This is a genomic window from Neisseria sp. HMSC068C04, from assembly GCF_001810105.1.
Taxonomy (GTDB): domain Bacteria; phylum Pseudomonadota; class Gammaproteobacteria; order Burkholderiales; family Neisseriaceae; genus Neisseria; species Neisseria flavescens_B.
In genome coordinates, this window is the sequence record NZ_KV799929.1 from 86,245 (window position 1) to 100,824 (window position 14,580).

General features: G+C 42.2%; 31 protein-coding genes. 1 reads left to right on the forward strand and 30 read right to left on the reverse strand.

Features of this window, described 5'->3' with window-relative positions; genetic code table 11:
• Positions 1–182, forward strand: a 182-nt coding sequence (locus HMPREF2700_RS11895; RefSeq protein WP_210389858.1) for a hypothetical protein, incomplete at its 5' end; no start/stop codon positions are given.
• Positions 183–209: 27 nt separating this feature from the next.
• Here the strand turns inward: HMPREF2700_RS11895 and rplQ are convergent.
• The 30 genes from rplQ to HMPREF2700_RS04720 form a co-directional block, all read right to left on the reverse strand.
• Positions 210–584 carry a 50S ribosomal protein L17 gene (rplQ, locus tag HMPREF2700_RS04580; RefSeq protein WP_003684792.1) on the reverse strand — a complete coding sequence of 125 codons (375 nt, stop codon included), beginning with the start codon at positions 582–584 and terminating at the stop codon, positions 210–212.
• Positions 585–608: 24 nt separating this feature from the next.
• On the reverse strand, positions 609–1,595 hold the full coding sequence (gene rpoA / locus HMPREF2700_RS04585) for a DNA-directed RNA polymerase subunit alpha (RefSeq protein WP_003684706.1): 987 nt from the start codon (positions 1,593–1,595) through the stop codon (positions 609–611).
• 25 nt (positions 1,596–1,620) lie between these two features.
• Positions 1,621–2,241, reverse strand: a complete 621-nt coding sequence (gene rpsD, locus HMPREF2700_RS04590) for a 30S ribosomal protein S4 (RefSeq protein ID WP_039863983.1) — start codon at positions 2,239–2,241, stop codon at positions 1,621–1,623.
• Positions 2,242–2,260: 19 nt separating this feature from the next.
• Positions 2,261–2,656 carry a 30S ribosomal protein S11 gene (gene rpsK, locus HMPREF2700_RS04595; RefSeq protein WP_002216249.1) on the reverse strand — a complete coding sequence of 132 codons (396 nt, stop codon included), beginning with the start codon at positions 2,654–2,656 and terminating at the stop codon, positions 2,261–2,263.
• 19 nt (positions 2,657–2,675) lie between these two features.
• The gene (rpsM, locus tag HMPREF2700_RS04600; protein WP_003749295.1) at positions 2,676–3,038 is read right to left on the reverse strand and encodes a 30S ribosomal protein S13; all 363 of its coding nucleotides are present in this window, start codon (positions 3,036–3,038) and stop codon (positions 2,676–2,678) included.
• Between the two features lie 67 nt (positions 3,039–3,105).
• A complete protein-coding gene (rpmJ, locus tag HMPREF2700_RS11375; RefSeq protein ID WP_003697674.1) occupies positions 3,106–3,219 on the reverse strand; it encodes a 50S ribosomal protein L36 in 114 nt (37 codons plus the stop codon).
• 18 nt (positions 3,220–3,237) lie between these two features.
• Positions 3,238–3,456, reverse strand: coding sequence for a translation initiation factor IF-1 (infA, locus tag HMPREF2700_RS04605; protein WP_003684714.1), 219 nt, complete (start codon positions 3,454–3,456; stop codon positions 3,238–3,240).
• A gap of 4 nt (positions 3,457–3,460) precedes the next feature.
• Positions 3,461–4,774 carry a preprotein translocase subunit SecY gene (secY, locus tag HMPREF2700_RS04610; protein WP_070590568.1) on the reverse strand — a complete coding sequence of 438 codons (1,314 nt, stop codon included), beginning with the start codon at positions 4,772–4,774 and terminating at the stop codon, positions 3,461–3,463.
• Between the two features lie 13 nt (positions 4,775–4,787).
• Complete coding sequence (rplO, locus tag HMPREF2700_RS04615) at positions 4,788–5,222, reverse strand: 50S ribosomal protein L15 (RefSeq protein ID WP_070590569.1); 435 nt, start codon at positions 5,220–5,222, stop codon at positions 4,788–4,790.
• Between the two features lies 1 nt (position 5,223).
• On the reverse strand, positions 5,224–5,409 hold the full coding sequence (gene rpmD / locus HMPREF2700_RS04620) for a 50S ribosomal protein L30 (RefSeq protein WP_003684808.1): 186 nt from the start codon (positions 5,407–5,409) through the stop codon (positions 5,224–5,226).
• Positions 5,402–5,920 (reverse strand): 30S ribosomal protein S5, encoded by a 519-nt coding sequence (rpsE, locus tag HMPREF2700_RS04625; protein ID WP_003684704.1) that lies wholly within the window; start codon positions 5,918–5,920, stop codon positions 5,402–5,404. Before rpsE ends, rpmD begins: the two co-directional genes overlap by 8 nt.
• Positions 5,921–5,937: 17 nt before the next feature.
• Positions 5,938–6,291: a 50S ribosomal protein L18 gene (gene rplR, locus HMPREF2700_RS04630; protein ID WP_070590572.1), complete on the reverse strand. Its 354-nt coding sequence runs from the start codon at positions 6,289–6,291 to the stop codon at positions 5,938–5,940.
• 13 nt (positions 6,292–6,304) lie between these two features.
• On the reverse strand, positions 6,305–6,838 hold the full coding sequence (rplF, locus tag HMPREF2700_RS04635) for a 50S ribosomal protein L6 (RefSeq protein WP_004464590.1): 534 nt from the start codon (positions 6,836–6,838) through the stop codon (positions 6,305–6,307).
• Positions 6,839–6,851: 13 nt separating this feature from the next.
• Positions 6,852–7,244 carry a 30S ribosomal protein S8 gene (gene rpsH, locus HMPREF2700_RS04640; RefSeq protein WP_063075320.1) on the reverse strand — a complete coding sequence of 131 codons (393 nt, stop codon included), beginning with the start codon at positions 7,242–7,244 and terminating at the stop codon, positions 6,852–6,854.
• 14 nt (positions 7,245–7,258) lie between these two features.
• Complete coding sequence (rpsN, locus tag HMPREF2700_RS04645; protein ID WP_003684736.1) at positions 7,259–7,564, reverse strand: 30S ribosomal protein S14; 306 nt, start codon at positions 7,562–7,564, stop codon at positions 7,259–7,261.
• Positions 7,565–7,566: 2 nt separating this feature from the next.
• The gene (gene rplE, locus HMPREF2700_RS04650; RefSeq protein ID WP_003684750.1) at positions 7,567–8,106 is read right to left on the reverse strand and encodes a 50S ribosomal protein L5; all 540 of its coding nucleotides are present in this window, start codon (positions 8,104–8,106) and stop codon (positions 7,567–7,569) included.
• A gap of 9 nt (positions 8,107–8,115) precedes the next feature.
• Positions 8,116–8,439 carry a 50S ribosomal protein L24 gene (gene rplX / locus HMPREF2700_RS04655; RefSeq protein WP_003684754.1) on the reverse strand — a complete coding sequence of 108 codons (324 nt, stop codon included), beginning with the start codon at positions 8,437–8,439 and terminating at the stop codon, positions 8,116–8,118.
• Between the two features lie 11 nt (positions 8,440–8,450).
• Entirely contained in the window at positions 8,451–8,819 is a 369-nt protein-coding gene (gene rplN / locus HMPREF2700_RS04660) for a 50S ribosomal protein L14 (protein WP_002215434.1), read from the reverse strand.
• Positions 8,820–9,046: 227 nt separating this feature from the next.
• Positions 9,047–9,310 carry a 30S ribosomal protein S17 gene (gene rpsQ, locus HMPREF2700_RS04665; protein ID WP_003684766.1) on the reverse strand — a complete coding sequence of 88 codons (264 nt, stop codon included), beginning with the start codon at positions 9,308–9,310 and terminating at the stop codon, positions 9,047–9,049.
• Positions 9,310–9,501 carry a 50S ribosomal protein L29 gene (gene rpmC / locus HMPREF2700_RS04670; RefSeq protein WP_003684705.1) on the reverse strand — a complete coding sequence of 64 codons (192 nt, stop codon included), beginning with the start codon at positions 9,499–9,501 and terminating at the stop codon, positions 9,310–9,312. Before rpmC ends, rpsQ begins: the two co-directional genes overlap by 1 nt.
• Positions 9,501–9,917, reverse strand: a complete 417-nt coding sequence (rplP, locus tag HMPREF2700_RS04675) for a 50S ribosomal protein L16 (protein ID WP_003684741.1) — start codon at positions 9,915–9,917, stop codon at positions 9,501–9,503. The genes rpmC and rplP overlap by 1 nt, the downstream gene beginning before the upstream one ends.
• Positions 9,901–10,593: a 30S ribosomal protein S3 gene (rpsC, locus tag HMPREF2700_RS04680; protein ID WP_003684753.1), complete on the reverse strand. Its 693-nt coding sequence runs from the start codon at positions 10,591–10,593 to the stop codon at positions 9,901–9,903. Before rpsC ends, rplP begins: the two co-directional genes overlap by 17 nt.
• Before the next feature lie 9 nt (positions 10,594–10,602).
• Positions 10,603–10,932 carry a 50S ribosomal protein L22 gene (gene rplV, locus HMPREF2700_RS04685; RefSeq protein WP_070590575.1) on the reverse strand — a complete coding sequence of 110 codons (330 nt, stop codon included), beginning with the start codon at positions 10,930–10,932 and terminating at the stop codon, positions 10,603–10,605.
• A gap of 8 nt (positions 10,933–10,940) precedes the next feature.
• Positions 10,941–11,219 carry a 30S ribosomal protein S19 gene (rpsS, locus tag HMPREF2700_RS04690; RefSeq protein ID WP_002215422.1) on the reverse strand — a complete coding sequence of 93 codons (279 nt, stop codon included), beginning with the start codon at positions 11,217–11,219 and terminating at the stop codon, positions 10,941–10,943.
• A 5-nt stretch (positions 11,220–11,224) separates the two neighbouring features.
• Positions 11,225–12,058, reverse strand: a complete 834-nt coding sequence (gene rplB, locus HMPREF2700_RS04695; protein WP_003684813.1) for a 50S ribosomal protein L2 — start codon at positions 12,056–12,058, stop codon at positions 11,225–11,227.
• A gap of 5 nt (positions 12,059–12,063) precedes the next feature.
• A complete protein-coding gene (rplW, locus tag HMPREF2700_RS04700; RefSeq protein WP_210389860.1) occupies positions 12,064–12,378 on the reverse strand; it encodes a 50S ribosomal protein L23 in 315 nt (104 codons plus the stop codon).
• A complete protein-coding gene (gene rplD, locus HMPREF2700_RS04705) occupies positions 12,375–12,995 on the reverse strand; it encodes a 50S ribosomal protein L4 (RefSeq protein WP_070590582.1) in 621 nt (206 codons plus the stop codon). The genes rplW and rplD overlap by 4 nt, the downstream gene beginning before the upstream one ends.
• Complete coding sequence (gene rplC / locus HMPREF2700_RS04710; protein WP_004464584.1) at positions 12,995–13,639, reverse strand: 50S ribosomal protein L3; 645 nt, start codon at positions 13,637–13,639, stop codon at positions 12,995–12,997. The genes rplD and rplC overlap by 1 nt, the downstream gene beginning before the upstream one ends.
• Before the next feature lie 250 nt (positions 13,640–13,889).
• Positions 13,890–14,201 carry a 30S ribosomal protein S10 gene (gene rpsJ, locus HMPREF2700_RS04715; RefSeq protein WP_002642322.1) on the reverse strand — a complete coding sequence of 104 codons (312 nt, stop codon included), beginning with the start codon at positions 14,199–14,201 and terminating at the stop codon, positions 13,890–13,892.
• A gap of 17 nt (positions 14,202–14,218) precedes the next feature.
• Positions 14,219–14,580: EF-Tu C-terminal domain-related protein (locus tag HMPREF2700_RS04720; RefSeq protein ID WP_083303928.1), on the reverse strand; the 362-nt coding region annotated here is incomplete at its 5' end.

Consider the following 14,580-nt stretch of genomic DNA (forward strand, 5'->3'; position numbering starts at 1 on the left):
TAGCACTGCGAAATGAGAAAGGGAGCTACAACACTCCTGCCGAAGATGAACTGCTACAAGAAATTGTAGCACTGCGAAATGAGAAAGGGAGCTACAACGCTTTTGCATCAAGCCCAATATCTTTCAAGATTGTAGCACTGCGAAATGAGAAAGGGGCTATCCAAATAAAAAGCACCACCTAAACAGGTAGTGCTTTCATATTAATTTGCTTATTCAGCAGAATCAGCTGCTTTATCAACCAATTCAACCAATGCCAAAGGAGCATTGTCGCCTTTACGGAAACCGTATTTCAGTACACGAACATAGCCGCCGTTACGAGCAGCAAAGCGTGGACCCAATTCGTCAAACAATTTAACTACAACATCACGATCGCGAGTGCGGTCAAAAGCCAAACGACGGTTTGCCAAAGAAGGTTTTTTACCCAAGGTAATCAAGGGCTCAACTACGCGGCGCAATTCTTTTGCTTTAGGCAAAGTTGTCACGATGGTTTCGTGAGTCAACAAGGAATTCGCCATATTGCGCAGCATCGCAGCACGGTGGCTGCTAGTACGGTTTAATTTGCGGTTGCCATTACGATGACGCATGTCATTATCCTTTAATCTTCAAACTTACGGCTTTTCTAAGCCTACAGGCGGCCAAGCTTCTAATTTGGAACCTAATGTCAGACCTTTAGAGGCCAACACTTCTTTGATCTCATTCAAAGATTTACGACCCAAATTAGGGGTCTTGAGAAGCTCGGTTTCAGTACGTTGAATCAAATCGCCAATATAGTAAATATCTTCAGCTTTCAGACAATTAGCTGAACGTACGGTTAATTCCAAATCATCTACAGGACGCAGCAAGATAGGATCGATAGGAGGCGCTTTTTCTTCAACCTCTTCAACCGGAGTACCTTGCAGATCTGCAAAAATAGACATTTGGTCAATTAAGATACGTGCGGCACTACGTACAGCTTCTTCTGGATCAATAGAACCATTGGTTTCAATATCCAAAACCAACTTATCCAAATCCGTGCGTTGCTCTACGCGTGCAGGTTCAACTTCAAAGCTAACACGACTGATGGGCGAAAAGCTCGCATCCAACTGAATCGCACCAATCTGTTTATTCTCATCACGCAATACGCGACGGCCTGAAACAGATTGATAACCACGACCTTGCTCTACTTTAATTTCCATGTCGATTTGGCCATTGTCAGCCAAGTGGCAAATAACATGTTCAGGATTGATGATTTCCACATCGTGTGGCAAATCAATATCACCGGCTACAACAGCACCGGCACCTGTTTTTTTCAAAGTCAACTGAACTTGATTACGACCGTGAAGCTTGAATACGATACCTTTAATGTTCAAGAGAACGTCAACAACATCCTCTTGAACACCATCAATAGTAGAGTATTCGTGCAATACGCCGGAAATAACTACTTCAGTTGGGGCAAAGCCATTCATGGATGACAGTAAGATACGACGCAAAGCATTACCTAAAGTATGACCAAAACCACGTTCAAATGGTTGCATAGACACCTTGGCCCGAGTGGAAGACAAAGTATCTACATCGATTTGACGAGGTTTCAAAAATTCGGTTGTGCTATTTTGCATTTAACTGTCCCTCATTGAGCTAGCATTATTTAGAGTAGAACTCTACCACCAGCTGTTCATTAATATCGCCAGACAATTCTGAGCGATCCGGCATATTTTTGAATACGCCTTCCAATTTGTCGGCATCAACAGATACCCAGCTTGGCAAGCCAATTTGAGTAGCCAGGCTCAATGCTTCTTGGATACGTACTTGTTTCTTAGCTTTTTCACGAACAGCTACAACATCACCTGCTTTAACTTGGAAAGAAGGGATATTAACAACTTGACCGTTTACAACGATAGCTTTATGAGAAACCAATTGACGTGCTTCGGCGCGAGTAGAGCCAAAACCCATACGGTAAACGACATTGTCCAAACGAGACTCCAGCAATTGCAGCAGCAATTCACCGGTAGAGCCTTTACGACGAGCTGCTTCCGCGAAGTAACGACGGAATTGACGCTCTAATACGCCATAAATACGACGAATTTTTTGTTTTTCACGCAATTGCAAACCGTAGTCTGACAAACGTGGTTTTTTCGCACCGTGCTGACCAGGTGCAGAATCCATTTTACATTTGGAATCCAAAGAGCGACGTGCACTCTTCAAAAATAGATCCGTACCTTCGCGACGTGCTAATTTACATTTAGGGCCAATATAACGTGCCATGTTTTAAATCACTCCAATATTAAATACGACGTTTTTTAGGCGGACGGCAACCGTTATGAGGCAACGGGGTAACGTCAGTAATGCTGGTAATTTTGAAACCAAGAGCGTTTAAAGCACGTACAGAAGATTCGCGACCAGGGCCAGGGCCTTTAATGCGAACTTCTAAATTTTTAACGCCATACTCTTGGGCAACTTTACCAGCTGCTTCTGCTGCAACTTGTGCTGCAAATGGTGTACTTTTACGAGAACCTTTAAAACCAGCGCCGCCAGAGGTAGCCCAAGACAATGCATTGCCTTGACGGTCAGTGATTGTAATGATGGTATTGTTGAAAGATGCATGAACGTGCACAATACCTTCGCTTACGGTTTTACGTACTTTTTTACGTACACGCGAAGCTGTGTTTGCTTTAGCCATTAATCAAATTCCTTAAAATTTATTTCTTACCGGCAATCGCTTTGCGCGGACCTTTACGGGTACGAGCATTTGTGCGAGTGCGTTGACCACGACAAGGCAAGCCACGACGATGACGGAAGCCGCGATAGCAACCCATATCCATCAGTCGTTTAATGCTCATCGTTACTTCACGACGCAAATCGCCTTCAACTTCATATTTAGCAACTTGCTCACGCAAAGCGTCTAATTGAGCCTCGTCCAAATCTTTTGCTTTAGTAGTAGGAGCAATATTTGCTGCCTCACAAATCAATTTAGCACGAGTCGCACCAATACCATAAATAGCCTGAAGGCCAATTACGATATGGGCATTATTAGGGATATTTACCCCTGCAATACGAGCCATATTTTTTCCTTTTTAGGGCAAAGTATGTCACTATACCACAAAATCAATAGTTAAGAAAACTAGCTTCTTAACCTTGACGTTGTTTGTGACGTGGGTCAGTACAAATTACGCGAACTACACGATTACGACGAATAATCTTGCAATTGCGACAAATTTTCTTTACAGAAGGTTGTACACGCATTTTATTTCCTTTTATCGTTTATCTTGCTCGGAAAACAATCCGAGCACGGGTTAAATCATAAGGAGTTAATTCAACTGTTACCTTATCACCTGGAGAAATACGGATATAGTGCATCCGCATTTTTCCAGATATATGACCAAGTACTACATGATCATTTTCCAGTTTTACTTTAAATGTTGCATTGGGCAAAGTCTCAAGAATTTCGCCCTGCATCTGTATGGTATCTTCTTTAGCCATAAGCCTATTTACGTGACAAAGATTTCATATCTGGACGACTCATCAAGTCTTCATACTGACTACTCATTCGATATGAATTGATTTGTGTCCTAAAATCCATTGTAACGACAACCAAAATAAGCAAAGATGTTCCACCTAAATAAAAAGGAACCTTCAATGCTGTCGTTAAAAATTCAGGTATCAGACAGATTATAGTGATATACAAAGCACCAAATAATGTCAGTCTCAGTACAACTTTTTCCAAATATCTAGAGGTTTGCTCACCTGGGCGAATACCCGGCACAAATGCACCACTCTTCTTCAAATTTTCAGCCATCTCTTTAGGGCTAAACACTAAAGCAGTATAGAAATAGCAGAAGAAGATGATAGTTGTGGCAAATAATACAATATACAAAGGCTGTCCGTGTTGCAGCATTGCAGCAATCTTATGAAGAACAGAATTCGTACTATTTGAACCAAACCAACCTAAAAGGGTAGATGGAAATAAAATGATACTGGAAGCAAAAATAGGAGGAATAACACCTGCCATATTTAGCTTGAATGGCATATGAATGCTTTGTCCCGGCATCATTCCAGAGCCAAACTGTCTTTTAGCATAATGCACAGGAACTTTACGCTGAGCACTCTCAAAATAAACTACAGCATAGATCAACAGCAAAATACCAATCACAATTGATACTGCCATCAACATACTCATGGAACCTTGTTCAGTCAAAGTTAACAACCGAACAATACCGGATGGAATACCCGATACAATGCCTGCTGTAATAATTAAAGAAATACCATTACCAATACCACGCTCGGTAATTTGCTCCCCTAACCACATCAGAAACATAGTACCTGTAACCAAACAGACTACTGTAGAAATATGAAACTCAAGCGAACTCGTTACAACAACACCTTGTTGATAAACAAATGTTGCAACACCAAAGCTTTGCAATACAGCCAATAATACCGTCCCATACCTAGTATATTTCGTAATTATTTTCCTACCGGCCTCACCTTCCTTCTTTAAAGCTTTTAAAGAAGGAACAATTTCAGAAGCAAGCTGAACAATAATCGATGCCGAAATATAAGGCATGATACCAATTGCAAATATACTAAAGCGCTCCAACGAACCACCCGAGAACATATTTAACATTCCGAATATGCCGTTTGCAGCGCCTTCGTATAACTTAGCTAATGCAACAGCATCTACGCCCGGTACCGGTATATGAGCACCAATACGGAAAACGACTAAAGCACCTAAAAGGAACACCAGACGTTTTTTCAGATCACCAAATTTGGATAATCCTGATAAAGATTGTTGATTAGCCACTGTAGTGCAAGCCTTATTCTTCTACTTTACCACCGGCAGCTTCAATAGCAACTTTAGCACCTTTAGTAGCTTTTACACCTTTCAAGGTAACTGCTTTTGAGATTTCACCAGAAGCAATAACTTTTACATTAGAAGCAGTTGCAGGAATCAGACCAGCTTGTTTAAGAACTAAGACATCAATCTCGTTCACAGCAATCAGATTTAATTCACTTAAACGAACTTCAGCATTTGTGGCAGCAGTCAAAGATTTGAAGCCACGTTTCGGCAGACGGCGTTGCAAAGGCATTTGACCGCCTTCAAAACCTACCTTGTGGAAGCCACCAGAACGGCTTTTTTGACCTTTATGACCACGACCACCTGTCTTACCCAAGCCGCTACCAATACCACGGCCTACACGACGACTAGCGCGAGTAGCACCCTCAGCAGGTTGAATAGTATTCAAAAACATATTAAGACTCCACTTTCAACAAGTAGCTGATTTTATTGATCATGCCACGGTTTTCAGGGGTATCCAAAACCTCTACAGTATGTTCACGGCGGCGCAAACCTAAACCACGAGCACATGCACGATGAGATTCAATTGTACCGATCAGGCTCTTAACCAATGTAACTTTAATCTTTTTTTGCTCAGTCATGGTTAGCTCCCAAAATATCTTCTACTGTCAAGCCACGTTTAGCAGCAATATCAGCAGGGGTATACAGTTTAGACAAACCGTCTAATGTAGCGCGTACAATATTGTAAGGGTTAGTAGAACCATGCACTTTAGCTGAAATGTTATGGATACCCATAGCATCAAATACTAAACGCATTGGACCACCAGCTTTCACACCACTACCTTCTTTAGCAGGTTGCATAAATACTTTAGTAGCACCATGACGGCCAATAACCTCATGATGAATAGTACCATTTTTCAAAGGTACTTTAATCATAGAGCGTCGAGCTTGATCCATTGCTTTTTGAACAGCAACTGGTACTTCTTTTGATTTACCTTTGCCCATACCGATGCGACCATCACCATCACCAACAACAGTCAGTGCAGAGAAAGCCATGATACGGCCACCTTTAACTACTTTAGTCACGCGATTTACTGCGACCATCTTTTCAATCAGGCCGTCACCGCGTTCTTCAATTTCATGTTTTGCCATCTGAAAGTCTCCAAATATTAGAAGCTTAAACCATTTTCACGTGCAGCTTCAGCCAAAGCTTTCACACGACCGTGATATTGGAAACCTGAACGGTCAAAAGCAACTTTTTCAACACCTACTGCTTTAGCTTTTTCAGCAATACGCTTACCAACTACAGCTGCTGCTGCAACGTTGCTACCTGATTTCAGGCTACTACGTACTTCAGCTTCCAATGTAGAGGCTTGAGCCAATACTTTATCACCTTCAGCACTAATTACTTGAGCATAAATATGATTATTGCTGCGGAACACACATAATCTTACCATTTTCAAGTCCGCAATACGCGCACGGGTTTTGCGTGCACGACGGAGTCGGGTTGTATGTTTATCCATTAGTGAACCTCAATTATTTTTTCTTGGCTTCTTTCATCACTACTACTTCACCTACATAACGAACACCTTTACCTTTATAAGGCTCAGGAGAACGGAATGCACGGATTTCAGCAGCGACTTGGCCAACCACTTGTTTATCTGCACCAGTCAAAACGATTTCTGTTTGGCTAGGAGTTTGAACAGAAACACCTTCAGGCATTTCGTATACGATTGGATGAGAGAAACCCAGAGACAAGTTCAAAACTTTGCCTTGAGCTTGGGCACGATAACCCACACCAATCAATTGAAGTTTTTTCTCAAAACCTTCAGAAACACCCTTAACCATGTTATTAACCAATGCACGAGCAGTACCAGACATAGCATTAGCCTGTTTACTGTCATTTTTTGCAGCAAAAGTCAATTTACCATCGTTCAGTTCAATAGCAACATCGGAATGCAAAGGAAAAGACAATTCACCGTTTTTACCTTTGATAACCAATGCATCTGTTCCGAATTTTACTTCTACACCAGCAGGAACAGTCACTGGGTTTTTTGCGACGCGTGACATTTACTTTTCTCCACTAGGCTACGATGCACAACAACTCACCACCTACACCCTCAGAACGGGCTTTGCGATCAGTCATTACACCTTTAGAAGTACTAACAATAGCGACACCCAGGCCATTCATTACACTAGGAATCTCACTTGATGCTTTGTAAATACGCAAACCTGGACGTGAAACACGTTTAATTTGCTCAATCACAGGACGACCTGCATAGTATTTCAATTGAATTTCCAATACCGGTTTTGCATCAGCAGAAACCGCAAAATCCTCGATATAACCTTCTTCTTTCAGAACTTTTGCAATTGCACATTTCAGTTTAGAGGAAGGCATGGCAACTACTGCTTTATTAGCACGTTGCGCATTGCGAATACGAGTCAACATATCGGAAATAGGATCATGCATACTCATTATTTATACTCCTATTACCAGCTAGCTTTAACAACACCAGGGATCTCGCCACGCATAGCGATTTCACGGATTTTAATACGGCCCAAACCAAATTTACGGAAAGTGCCACGAGGACGACCTGTTAAAGCACAACGACGACGTTGACGTACAGGTGCTGCATTACGAGGAATGGATTGAAATTTCAAACGTGCTTCAAAACGTTCTTCTTCAGTCGCATTAGCATCATTAATAACAGCGAAAATTGCCTCACGTTTAGCTGCAAACTTTTTCGCCAATGCTTGACGTTTCAGCTCACGATTAATAAGTGCTTTCTTAGCCATGATTATCCTTTAAACGGAAACTTGAACAGTGACAACAAAGCTTTCGCTTCTTCATCAGTTTTTGCAGTAGTTGTAATAGTAATATTCAAACCACGCAAAGCATCGATTTTATCGTATTCAATTTCCGGGAAAATAATTTGCTCACGAACGCCCATATTGTAATTGCCACGACCATCAAATGATTTACCGCTTACACCACGGAAGTCACGTACGCGAGGCAACGCAATAGTAATCAAACGATCCAAGAATTCAAACATTTGATCACGACGCAATGTTACTTTGCAACCAACTGGATAGTTATCACGGATTTTAAAACCTGCGATAGATTTACGAGCAACAGTAACAACTGGTTTTTGACCAGCAATTTTCTCTAAATCAGAAACAGCATGCTCCATAACTTTTTTATCAGCAACAGCTTCACCTACACCCATATTCAAGGTGATTTTTTCAATACGTGGAACTTCCATTACTGATTTGTAACCAAATTGTTTAACCAATTCAGGAACAACTGTATCTTTATAAAACTCTCTCAAACGAGCCATGTTATCTCCTTATGCTCCAATGATAGAGCCATTTGATTTGAAGAAACGAACGCGTTTAACTTTGCCTTCATTTTCAATCAGCTTAATACCAACACGGTCTGCTTTATTAGTTTCCGGATTCAGGATTGCAATATTAGAAATATCCAAAGGCATTTCTTTAGTAATAATGCCACCCTCAATACCACGCATTGGATTAGGTTTTTGATGGCGTTTTACGACATTAACACCCTCAACAACAACTTTATCACCCAACACTCGAACTACTTGACCTTGCTTACCTTTATCTTTACCGGTAATCACTACAACCTGATCGCCTTTAATGATCTTATTCATCGCGCTATTCCTTATAATACTTCAGGCGCCAATGAAACGATTTTCATAAATCGCTCAGTACGCAATTCACGGGTTACCGGACCAAAAATACGGGTACCCAGAGGTTCAAGTTTATTATTCAACAACACAGCAGCATTGTTATCGAATTTAATTAACGCACCATCAGGACGACGCACACCCTTAGCAGTACGAACAACTACCGCATTGTATACATCACCTTTTTTGACACGACCACGTGGGGCTGCATCTTTAACTGCAACTTTAATAATGTCGCCAACAGAAGCGTAGCGACGCTTAGATCCGCCCAATACTTTGATGCACATTACGCGACGCGCACCAGAGTTATCAGCCACATCTAAGATGGTCTGCATTTGAATCATATTAGTACCTTTAAATTAACCAACTTAATTTACCACTTTCATATAACTCGCACCTTACTTTAAGCTGCTTATTAAATGAAACCATCACGGTTCTAGTAAACCAGTCTTGGATCCCGAAGGGAGAGAAACTTCCATAAGAAGCTGGAAGATAAGAAACGAAGTTTACACGCAAATTAACTTTGCTGCAAGACTTCGTTTCTTATTAAGCTACATTACTGTGTTCTAAATCAAACAGTACGGGCTTTCTCAACCAATTCTTTTACAACCCAAGACTTGGTTTTTGACAAAGGACGAGATTCCTCGATTACCACTACATCACCAATGCCATATTGATTGTTTTCATCATGAGCATGGATTTTAGTTGATAAACGAATAATTTTACCGTACAGAGGGTGTTTAACTTTACGTTCAACCAATACTGTAACAGTTTTGTCCATTTTGTCGCTTACCACTTTGCCTTGCAAAGTACGAACATTTTTAGCTTCGCTCATTACTTAGCACCTTTTTCAGTTAAAATGGTTTTAATACGAGCAATATCGCGACGTACACGTTTCAACTCGCTAGATTTACCCAACTGACCGGTTGCATTTTGCATGCGTAAGCCAAACTGAGCTTTCAACAAGTCCAACAAATCAGAGTTTAATTGCTCAATAGATTTGTCTTTCAATTCATTTGCTTTCATTATTGACCCACCTGTCTTACTACAAAGGTTGTAGGAATAGGCAATTTGGCAGCGGCCAATTCAAATGCTTCACGAGCCAAAGACTCAGGAACACCGTCCATTTCGTACAATACTTTGCCTGGTTTAACTTCAGCAATGTAATATTCCACATTACCTTTACCGCCACCCATACGAACTTGGATAGGTTTCTCAGTAATTGGTTTATCAGGGAATACACGAATCCAAATACGACCGCCACGTTTAATATGACGAGTCATAGTACGACGAGCAGCTTCGATTTGGCGGGCAGTCAAACGACCACGGCCTACGGCTTTCAAACCGAACTCACCGAAACTTACTTTGTTACCGCGAGTAGCAATACCGGTGTTACGGCCTTTTTGTTGCTTGCGATATTTCAGTCTAGTTGGCTGCAGCATTACGTCCACCTGCCTTTCTTTGTTTCTTCTCATGCTCAGGTTTAGAAGATTTAATATTACCTTCTGTATAAACCCAAACTTTCAGACCCAGTACACCATAAGTAGTGTGCGCTTCGCTAGTTGCATAATCTACGTTCGCACGCAAAGTATGCAAAGGTACACGACCTTCACGGTACCATTCGCTACGAGCGATATCAGCACCATTCAGACGGCCTGAAGTCATGATCTTGATGCCTTTAGCACCAGAACGCATTGCATTTTGCATTGCACGTTTCATAGCACGACGGAATTGAACACGTTTTTCAAGCTGCTGGGCAATACCATCAGCAATGATTTGCGCATCCAATTCAGGACGACGAATCTCTTCAATATTTACATGAACTGGCACACCCATCAGAGCTTGCAAGTCACGTTTCAAGATTTCGATATCCTCACCTTTTTTACCAATAACCACACCTGGACGAGCAGAGTGAATGGTAATACGTGCAGATTTAGCAGGACGCTCGATCACTACGCGACCAACTGAAGCATTGGCCAGTTTTTTACGCAAGTAGTTACGAACATCAATATCTTGTTTCAAAACAGTAGAAAAGTCGGTGCTTTTAGCAAACCATTTTGAAGCCCAGTCTTTAGTTACCGCCAGGCGAAAGCCTGTAGGGTTAATCTTTTGTCCCATAGCTTTTCCTTAGTTGCCCACTGTCACGTTAATATGACAAGTTTGTTTCTCGATGCGGTTACCGCGACCTTTAGCACGAGCTTGGAAACGTTTCAAGCTTGGGCCTTTGTCAACAAAGATAGTTACCACTTTCAGTTCGTCAATATCAGCACCATTGTTGTGCTCGGCATTGGCGATTGCTGATTCCAACACTTTTTTAATCAGCTCAGCACCTTTTTTAGGGCTGAATACCAAGATATTCAAAGCTTGGGCAACGTCTTTACCACGAATCAAATCAGCTACCAAACGAGCTTTTTGAGCTGAAATACGGGCGTTTTTATGTTGTGCACTTACTCTCATGATTCACCTTATTTCTTTTTAGCCTTTTTATCAGCCAAGTGGCCTTTAAAGGTACGGGTCAATGAGAACTCACCTAATTTATGACCAACCATATTGTCGCTGATGAATACAGGCACGTGAGTGCGACCGTTGTGAACAGCGATAGTCAGACCGATGAAATCAGGCAAAATGGTAGAACGACGTGACCAAGTTTTAATTGGGCGTTTGTCGTTGCTTGCACGAGCAGCATCTACTTTTTTCAGCAAATGCAGGTCTACATATGGGCCTTTTTTTAATGAACGAGCCATACTAATTAACCTTTATTTGAGTAACGACGACGAACAATCATGTTATCCGTGCGTTTGTTATTACGAGTGCGGTAGCCCTTAGCAGGAGTACCCCATGGGCTAACCGGTTCGCGAGCCTCACCAGTACGGCCTTCACCACCACCATGTGGGTGATCAACAGGGTTCATTACAACACCACGAACGGTCGGACGAATACCACGCCAGCGGTTAGCACCAGCTTTACCGATTTTTTTCAGGCTTTGTTCTTCGTTACCAACTTCACCGATAGTTGCACGGCAATTTACGCTAATTTTGCGCACTTCACCAGAACGCAAACGAACTTGTGCGTAAGCACCTTCTTTTGCAAGCAATACCGCAGAAGCACCAGCAGAACGTGCAATTTGCGCACCTTTACCTGGTTTCATTTCGATACAGTGAATAGTTGTACCAACTGGAATATTGCGGATCGGTAGAGTGTTACCTACTTTAATAGCAGCTTCAGCACCGGAAACCAATACTGCACCGGCTTGAATACCACGAGGAGCAATGATGTAGCGACGCTCACCATCTGCATAGCACAACAGCGCGATAAATGCAGTACGGTTAGGGTCATATTCGATACGCTCTACTTTTGCAGGGATACCGTCTTTGTTACGTTTAAAATCTACAACGCGGTAATGATGTTTATGGCCACCACCTTTATGACGGGTAGTGATATGACCATTGTTATTACGACCGGCAGTAGAATTTTTCTTTTCCAGCAGAGGTGCATAAGGTGCACCTTTGTGCAAACCTTCTGTTACCACGCGAACCATGCCGCGACGGCCTGCAGAGGTCGGCTTCATTTTAACGATTGCCATTTTGTTTATTCCTTATCTGCAGCTGCAGCAGCGGCTTCCAAATCCAACTCTTGACCGGCAGCCAGGCTTACATAAGCCTTTTTAACATCGCTGCGACGACCTAAAGTACGACCAAAACGTTTAACTTTACCTTTAATGGTAACGGTAGTAACGTCTGCAACTTGAACGCCGAACAGCAGCTCAACAGCCGCTTTAATTTCAGGTTTGGTTGCATTCGTCAAAACTTTAAACGTCATTTGGTTACGTTTTTCAGCCAATACGTTGCTTTTTTCAGAAACGATAGGTGCCAAGATTACTTGAGTCAAACGTTGTTGATTCATACCCATTGCTCCTCTAATTGTGCAACTGCATCTTTAGTGATAACGACTTTTTTGTAACGCAGCAAGCTGTAAGGATCAACTTGTTGAGCTTCCAAAACCAATACGTTAGGCAAGTTGCGTGAAGCCAAGTAAACATTCTCATCGAGCTGTTTAGTTACAAACAGAACTTGCTCCAAACCCAAATTTTTCACTTGTTCAGCAAAAACTTTGGTTTTAGGAGTTTCAGCAGTCAATGCTTCGATTGCAAACAAACGTTCATCACGAGCCAATTGGGACAGAATAGTCGCCATACCGGCACGGTACATTTTACGGTTCACTTTTTGAGTGAAGTTTTCATCGGGTTTGTTTGGGAATGCACGACCACCTTTACGCCACAGCGGAGAAGAAGTCATACCGGAGCGAGCACGATCAGTACCTTTTTGGCGCCATGGTTTTTTAGTAGAGTGGTTTACTTCGGCACGAGTTTTTTGAGCACGATTACCAGAACGGGCATTTGCCAAGTAAGCAGTAACCAGTTGGTGAACCAGAGCTTCATTGTATTCACGAGCAAACAAAGCATCAGAAACAGCCAAGCTGCCAGATACTTGTCCTTTAGCGTCAATTACTTTCAATTCCATTACGCACCTACTTTCACGCTAGGACGAACCACGACGTCGCTGTTAACCGAACCCGGAACAGCACCTTTAACCAACAAGAGTTGGCGTTCAGCATCAACACGTACAACTTCCAATTTTTGAACAGTTGCTTTAGTGTTACCGTATTGACCTGCCATGCGTTTACCAGGGAACACGCGACCAGGGTCTTGTGCCATACCGATAGAACCAGGAACACGGTGAGAACGGGAGTTACCGTGGGAAGTACGTTGGGCACCGAAGTTATGACGTTTGATCGTACCAGAGAAACCTTTACCTTTAGAGGTACCGGTTACATCTACCAATTGACCAACTTCAAACATAGAAACGGTAATTTCATCACCGGCTTTCAATTCAGCCAGTTTTTCTTCAGTCAAAGCAAATTCAACCAAACCGCGACCAGCTTCAACACCTGCTTTAGCAAAGTGGCCGGCTTCAGTTTTGTTGACACGATTAGCTTTTTTCTGACCAAAGGTAACTTGTACAGCAGTGTAGCCGTCAGTATCTTTGGATTTCACTTGTGTAACGCGGTTGGCAGACATATCCAAAACAGTTACGGGAACAGAAACACCCTGTTCGTCGAACACGCGAGTCATACCAACTTTGCGTCCAACCAGACCTAAAGTCATGATTATTTTCCTTTTAAGTAAAGGGGCGGGCTACGATTGGCCTGCCTTTCAGACAAAGTTAAACTTGATACGGATGTACCAAGTCCGCCATTATAATTGACAAATCAAAGAAATATCAACAAAAATTTCAATTTAACTTCTTAAACCCATCATTTTTTCGGATGAAGTGTTGCCCAATATCTGAAAATTTTCAGACAGCCTAAGAATTCTATAAAAAACCGAACAGCCAAGCTGTTCGGTTTTTCAGTTCTTATTGAACTTTAATTTCTACATCCACACCTGCTGGAAGATCCAGTTTCATCAGTGCATCAGTAGTTTTATCAGTCCAGTCCACGATGTCCATCAGACGCAAGTGGGTACGGATTTCCAATTGTTCACGAGAAGTCTTGTTCACGTGAGGGGAACGCAAGATATTGAAACGTTCGATTTTAGTTGGCAAAGGAATCGGACCTTTAACAACAGCGCCAGTACGTTTGGCAGTTTCAACGATTTCTTGCGCAGAACGGTCAATCAGACTGTAATCATAAGCTTTCAGGCGGATACGGATTTTTTGGTTTGCCATTTATCAATATCCCTCAATTAAGCGATTACAGAAGAAACCACACCCGCACCTACGGTACGACCACCTTCGCGAATCGCAAAGCGCAGACCTTCTTCCATAGCGATAGGCGCAATCAGTTCTACAGTAATGGTTACGTTCTCACCTGGCATTACCATTTCTACACCTTCTTCCAAAGTAACTGCACCAGTTACGTCAGTAGTACGGAAGTAGAATTGTGGACGGTAGTTAGCGAAGAATGGAGTGTGACGACCACCCTCTTCTTTGCTCAGTACGTATACTTCTGCTTTAAATTTAGTGTGAGGAGTGATTGTACCTGGTTTAGCCAATACTTGACCACGCTCTACGTCTTCACGTTTGGTACCACGCAGCAATACGCCTA

Coding starts and splice junctions, on each gene's coding strand:
- rplQ (WP_003684792.1), bottom strand. CDS start 584: ATGCGTCATCGTAATGGCAACCGCAAATTAAACCGTACTAGCAGCCAC.
- rpoA (WP_003684706.1), bottom strand. CDS start 1,595: ATGCAAAATAGCACAACCGAATTTTTGAAACCTCGTCAAATCGATGTA.
- rpsD (WP_039863983.1), bottom strand. CDS start 2,241: ATGGCACGTTATATTGGCCCTAAATGTAAATTAGCACGTCGCGAAGGT.
- rpsK (WP_002216249.1), bottom strand. CDS start 2,656: ATGGCTAAAGCAAACACAGCTTCGCGTGTACGTAAAAAAGTACGTAAA.
- rpsM (WP_003749295.1), bottom strand. CDS start 3,038: ATGGCTCGTATTGCAGGGGTAAATATCCCTAATAATGCCCATATCGTA.
- rpmJ (WP_003697674.1), bottom strand. CDS start 3,219: ATGCGTGTACAACCTTCTGTAAAGAAAATTTGTCGCAATTGCAAGATT.
- infA (WP_003684714.1), bottom strand. CDS start 3,456: ATGGCTAAAGAAGATACCATACAGATGCAGGGCGAAATTCTTGAGACT.
- rplO (WP_070590569.1), bottom strand. CDS start 5,222: ATGTTTTTGAATACTATTCAACCTGCTGAGGGTGCTACTCGCGCTAGT.
- rpmD (WP_003684808.1), bottom strand. CDS start 5,409: ATGACTGAGCAAAAAAAGATTAAAGTTACATTGGTTAAGAGCCTGATC.
- rpsE (WP_003684704.1), bottom strand. CDS start 5,920: ATGGCAAAACATGAAATTGAAGAACGCGGTGACGGCCTGATTGAAAAG.
- rplR (WP_070590572.1), bottom strand. CDS start 6,291: ATGGATAAACATACAACCCGACTCCGTCGTGCACGCAAAACCCGTGCG.
- rplF (WP_004464590.1), bottom strand. CDS start 6,838: ATGTCACGCGTCGCAAAAAACCCAGTGACTGTTCCTGCTGGTGTAGAA.
- rpsH (WP_063075320.1), bottom strand. CDS start 7,244: ATGAGTATGCATGATCCTATTTCCGATATGTTGACTCGTATTCGCAAT.
- rpsN (WP_003684736.1), bottom strand. CDS start 7,564: ATGGCTAAGAAAGCACTTATTAATCGTGAGCTGAAACGTCAAGCATTG.
- rplE (WP_003684750.1), bottom strand. CDS start 8,106: ATGGCTCGTTTGAGAGAGTTTTATAAAGATACAGTTGTTCCTGAATTG.
- rplX (WP_003684754.1), bottom strand. CDS start 8,439: ATGAATAAGATCATTAAAGGCGATCAGGTTGTAGTGATTACCGGTAAA.
- rplN (WP_002215434.1), bottom strand. CDS start 8,819: ATGATTCAAATGCAGACCATCTTAGATGTGGCTGATAACTCTGGTGCG.
- rpsQ (WP_003684766.1), bottom strand. CDS start 9,310: ATGAGCGAAGCTAAAAATGTTCGTACTTTGCAAGGCAAAGTGGTAAGC.
- rpmC (WP_003684705.1), bottom strand. CDS start 9,501: ATGAAAGCAAATGAATTGAAAGACAAATCTATTGAGCAATTAAACTCT.
- rplP (WP_003684741.1), bottom strand. CDS start 9,917: ATGCTGCAGCCAACTAGACTGAAATATCGCAAGCAACAAAAAGGCCGT.
- rpsC (WP_003684753.1), bottom strand. CDS start 10,593: ATGGGACAAAAGATTAACCCTACAGGCTTTCGCCTGGCGGTAACTAAA.
- rplV (WP_070590575.1), bottom strand. CDS start 10,932: ATGAGAGTAAGTGCACAACATAAAAACGCCCGTATTTCAGCTCAAAAA.
- rpsS (WP_002215422.1), bottom strand. CDS start 11,219: ATGGCTCGTTCATTAAAAAAAGGCCCATATGTAGACCTGCATTTGCTG.
- rplB (WP_003684813.1), bottom strand. CDS start 12,058: ATGGCAATCGTTAAAATGAAGCCGACCTCTGCAGGCCGTCGCGGCATG.
- rplW (WP_210389860.1), bottom strand. CDS start 12,378: ATGAATCAACAACGTTTGACTCAAGTAATCTTGGCACCTATCGTTTCT.
- rplD (WP_070590582.1), bottom strand. CDS start 12,995: ATGGAATTGAAAGTAATTGACGCTAAAGGACAAGTATCTGGCAGCTTG.
- rplC (WP_004464584.1), bottom strand. CDS start 13,639: ATGACTTTAGGTCTGGTTGGACGCAAAGTTGGTATGACTCGCGTGTTC.
- rpsJ (WP_002642322.1), bottom strand. CDS start 14,201: ATGGCAAACCAAAAAATCCGTATCCGCCTGAAAGCTTATGATTACAGT.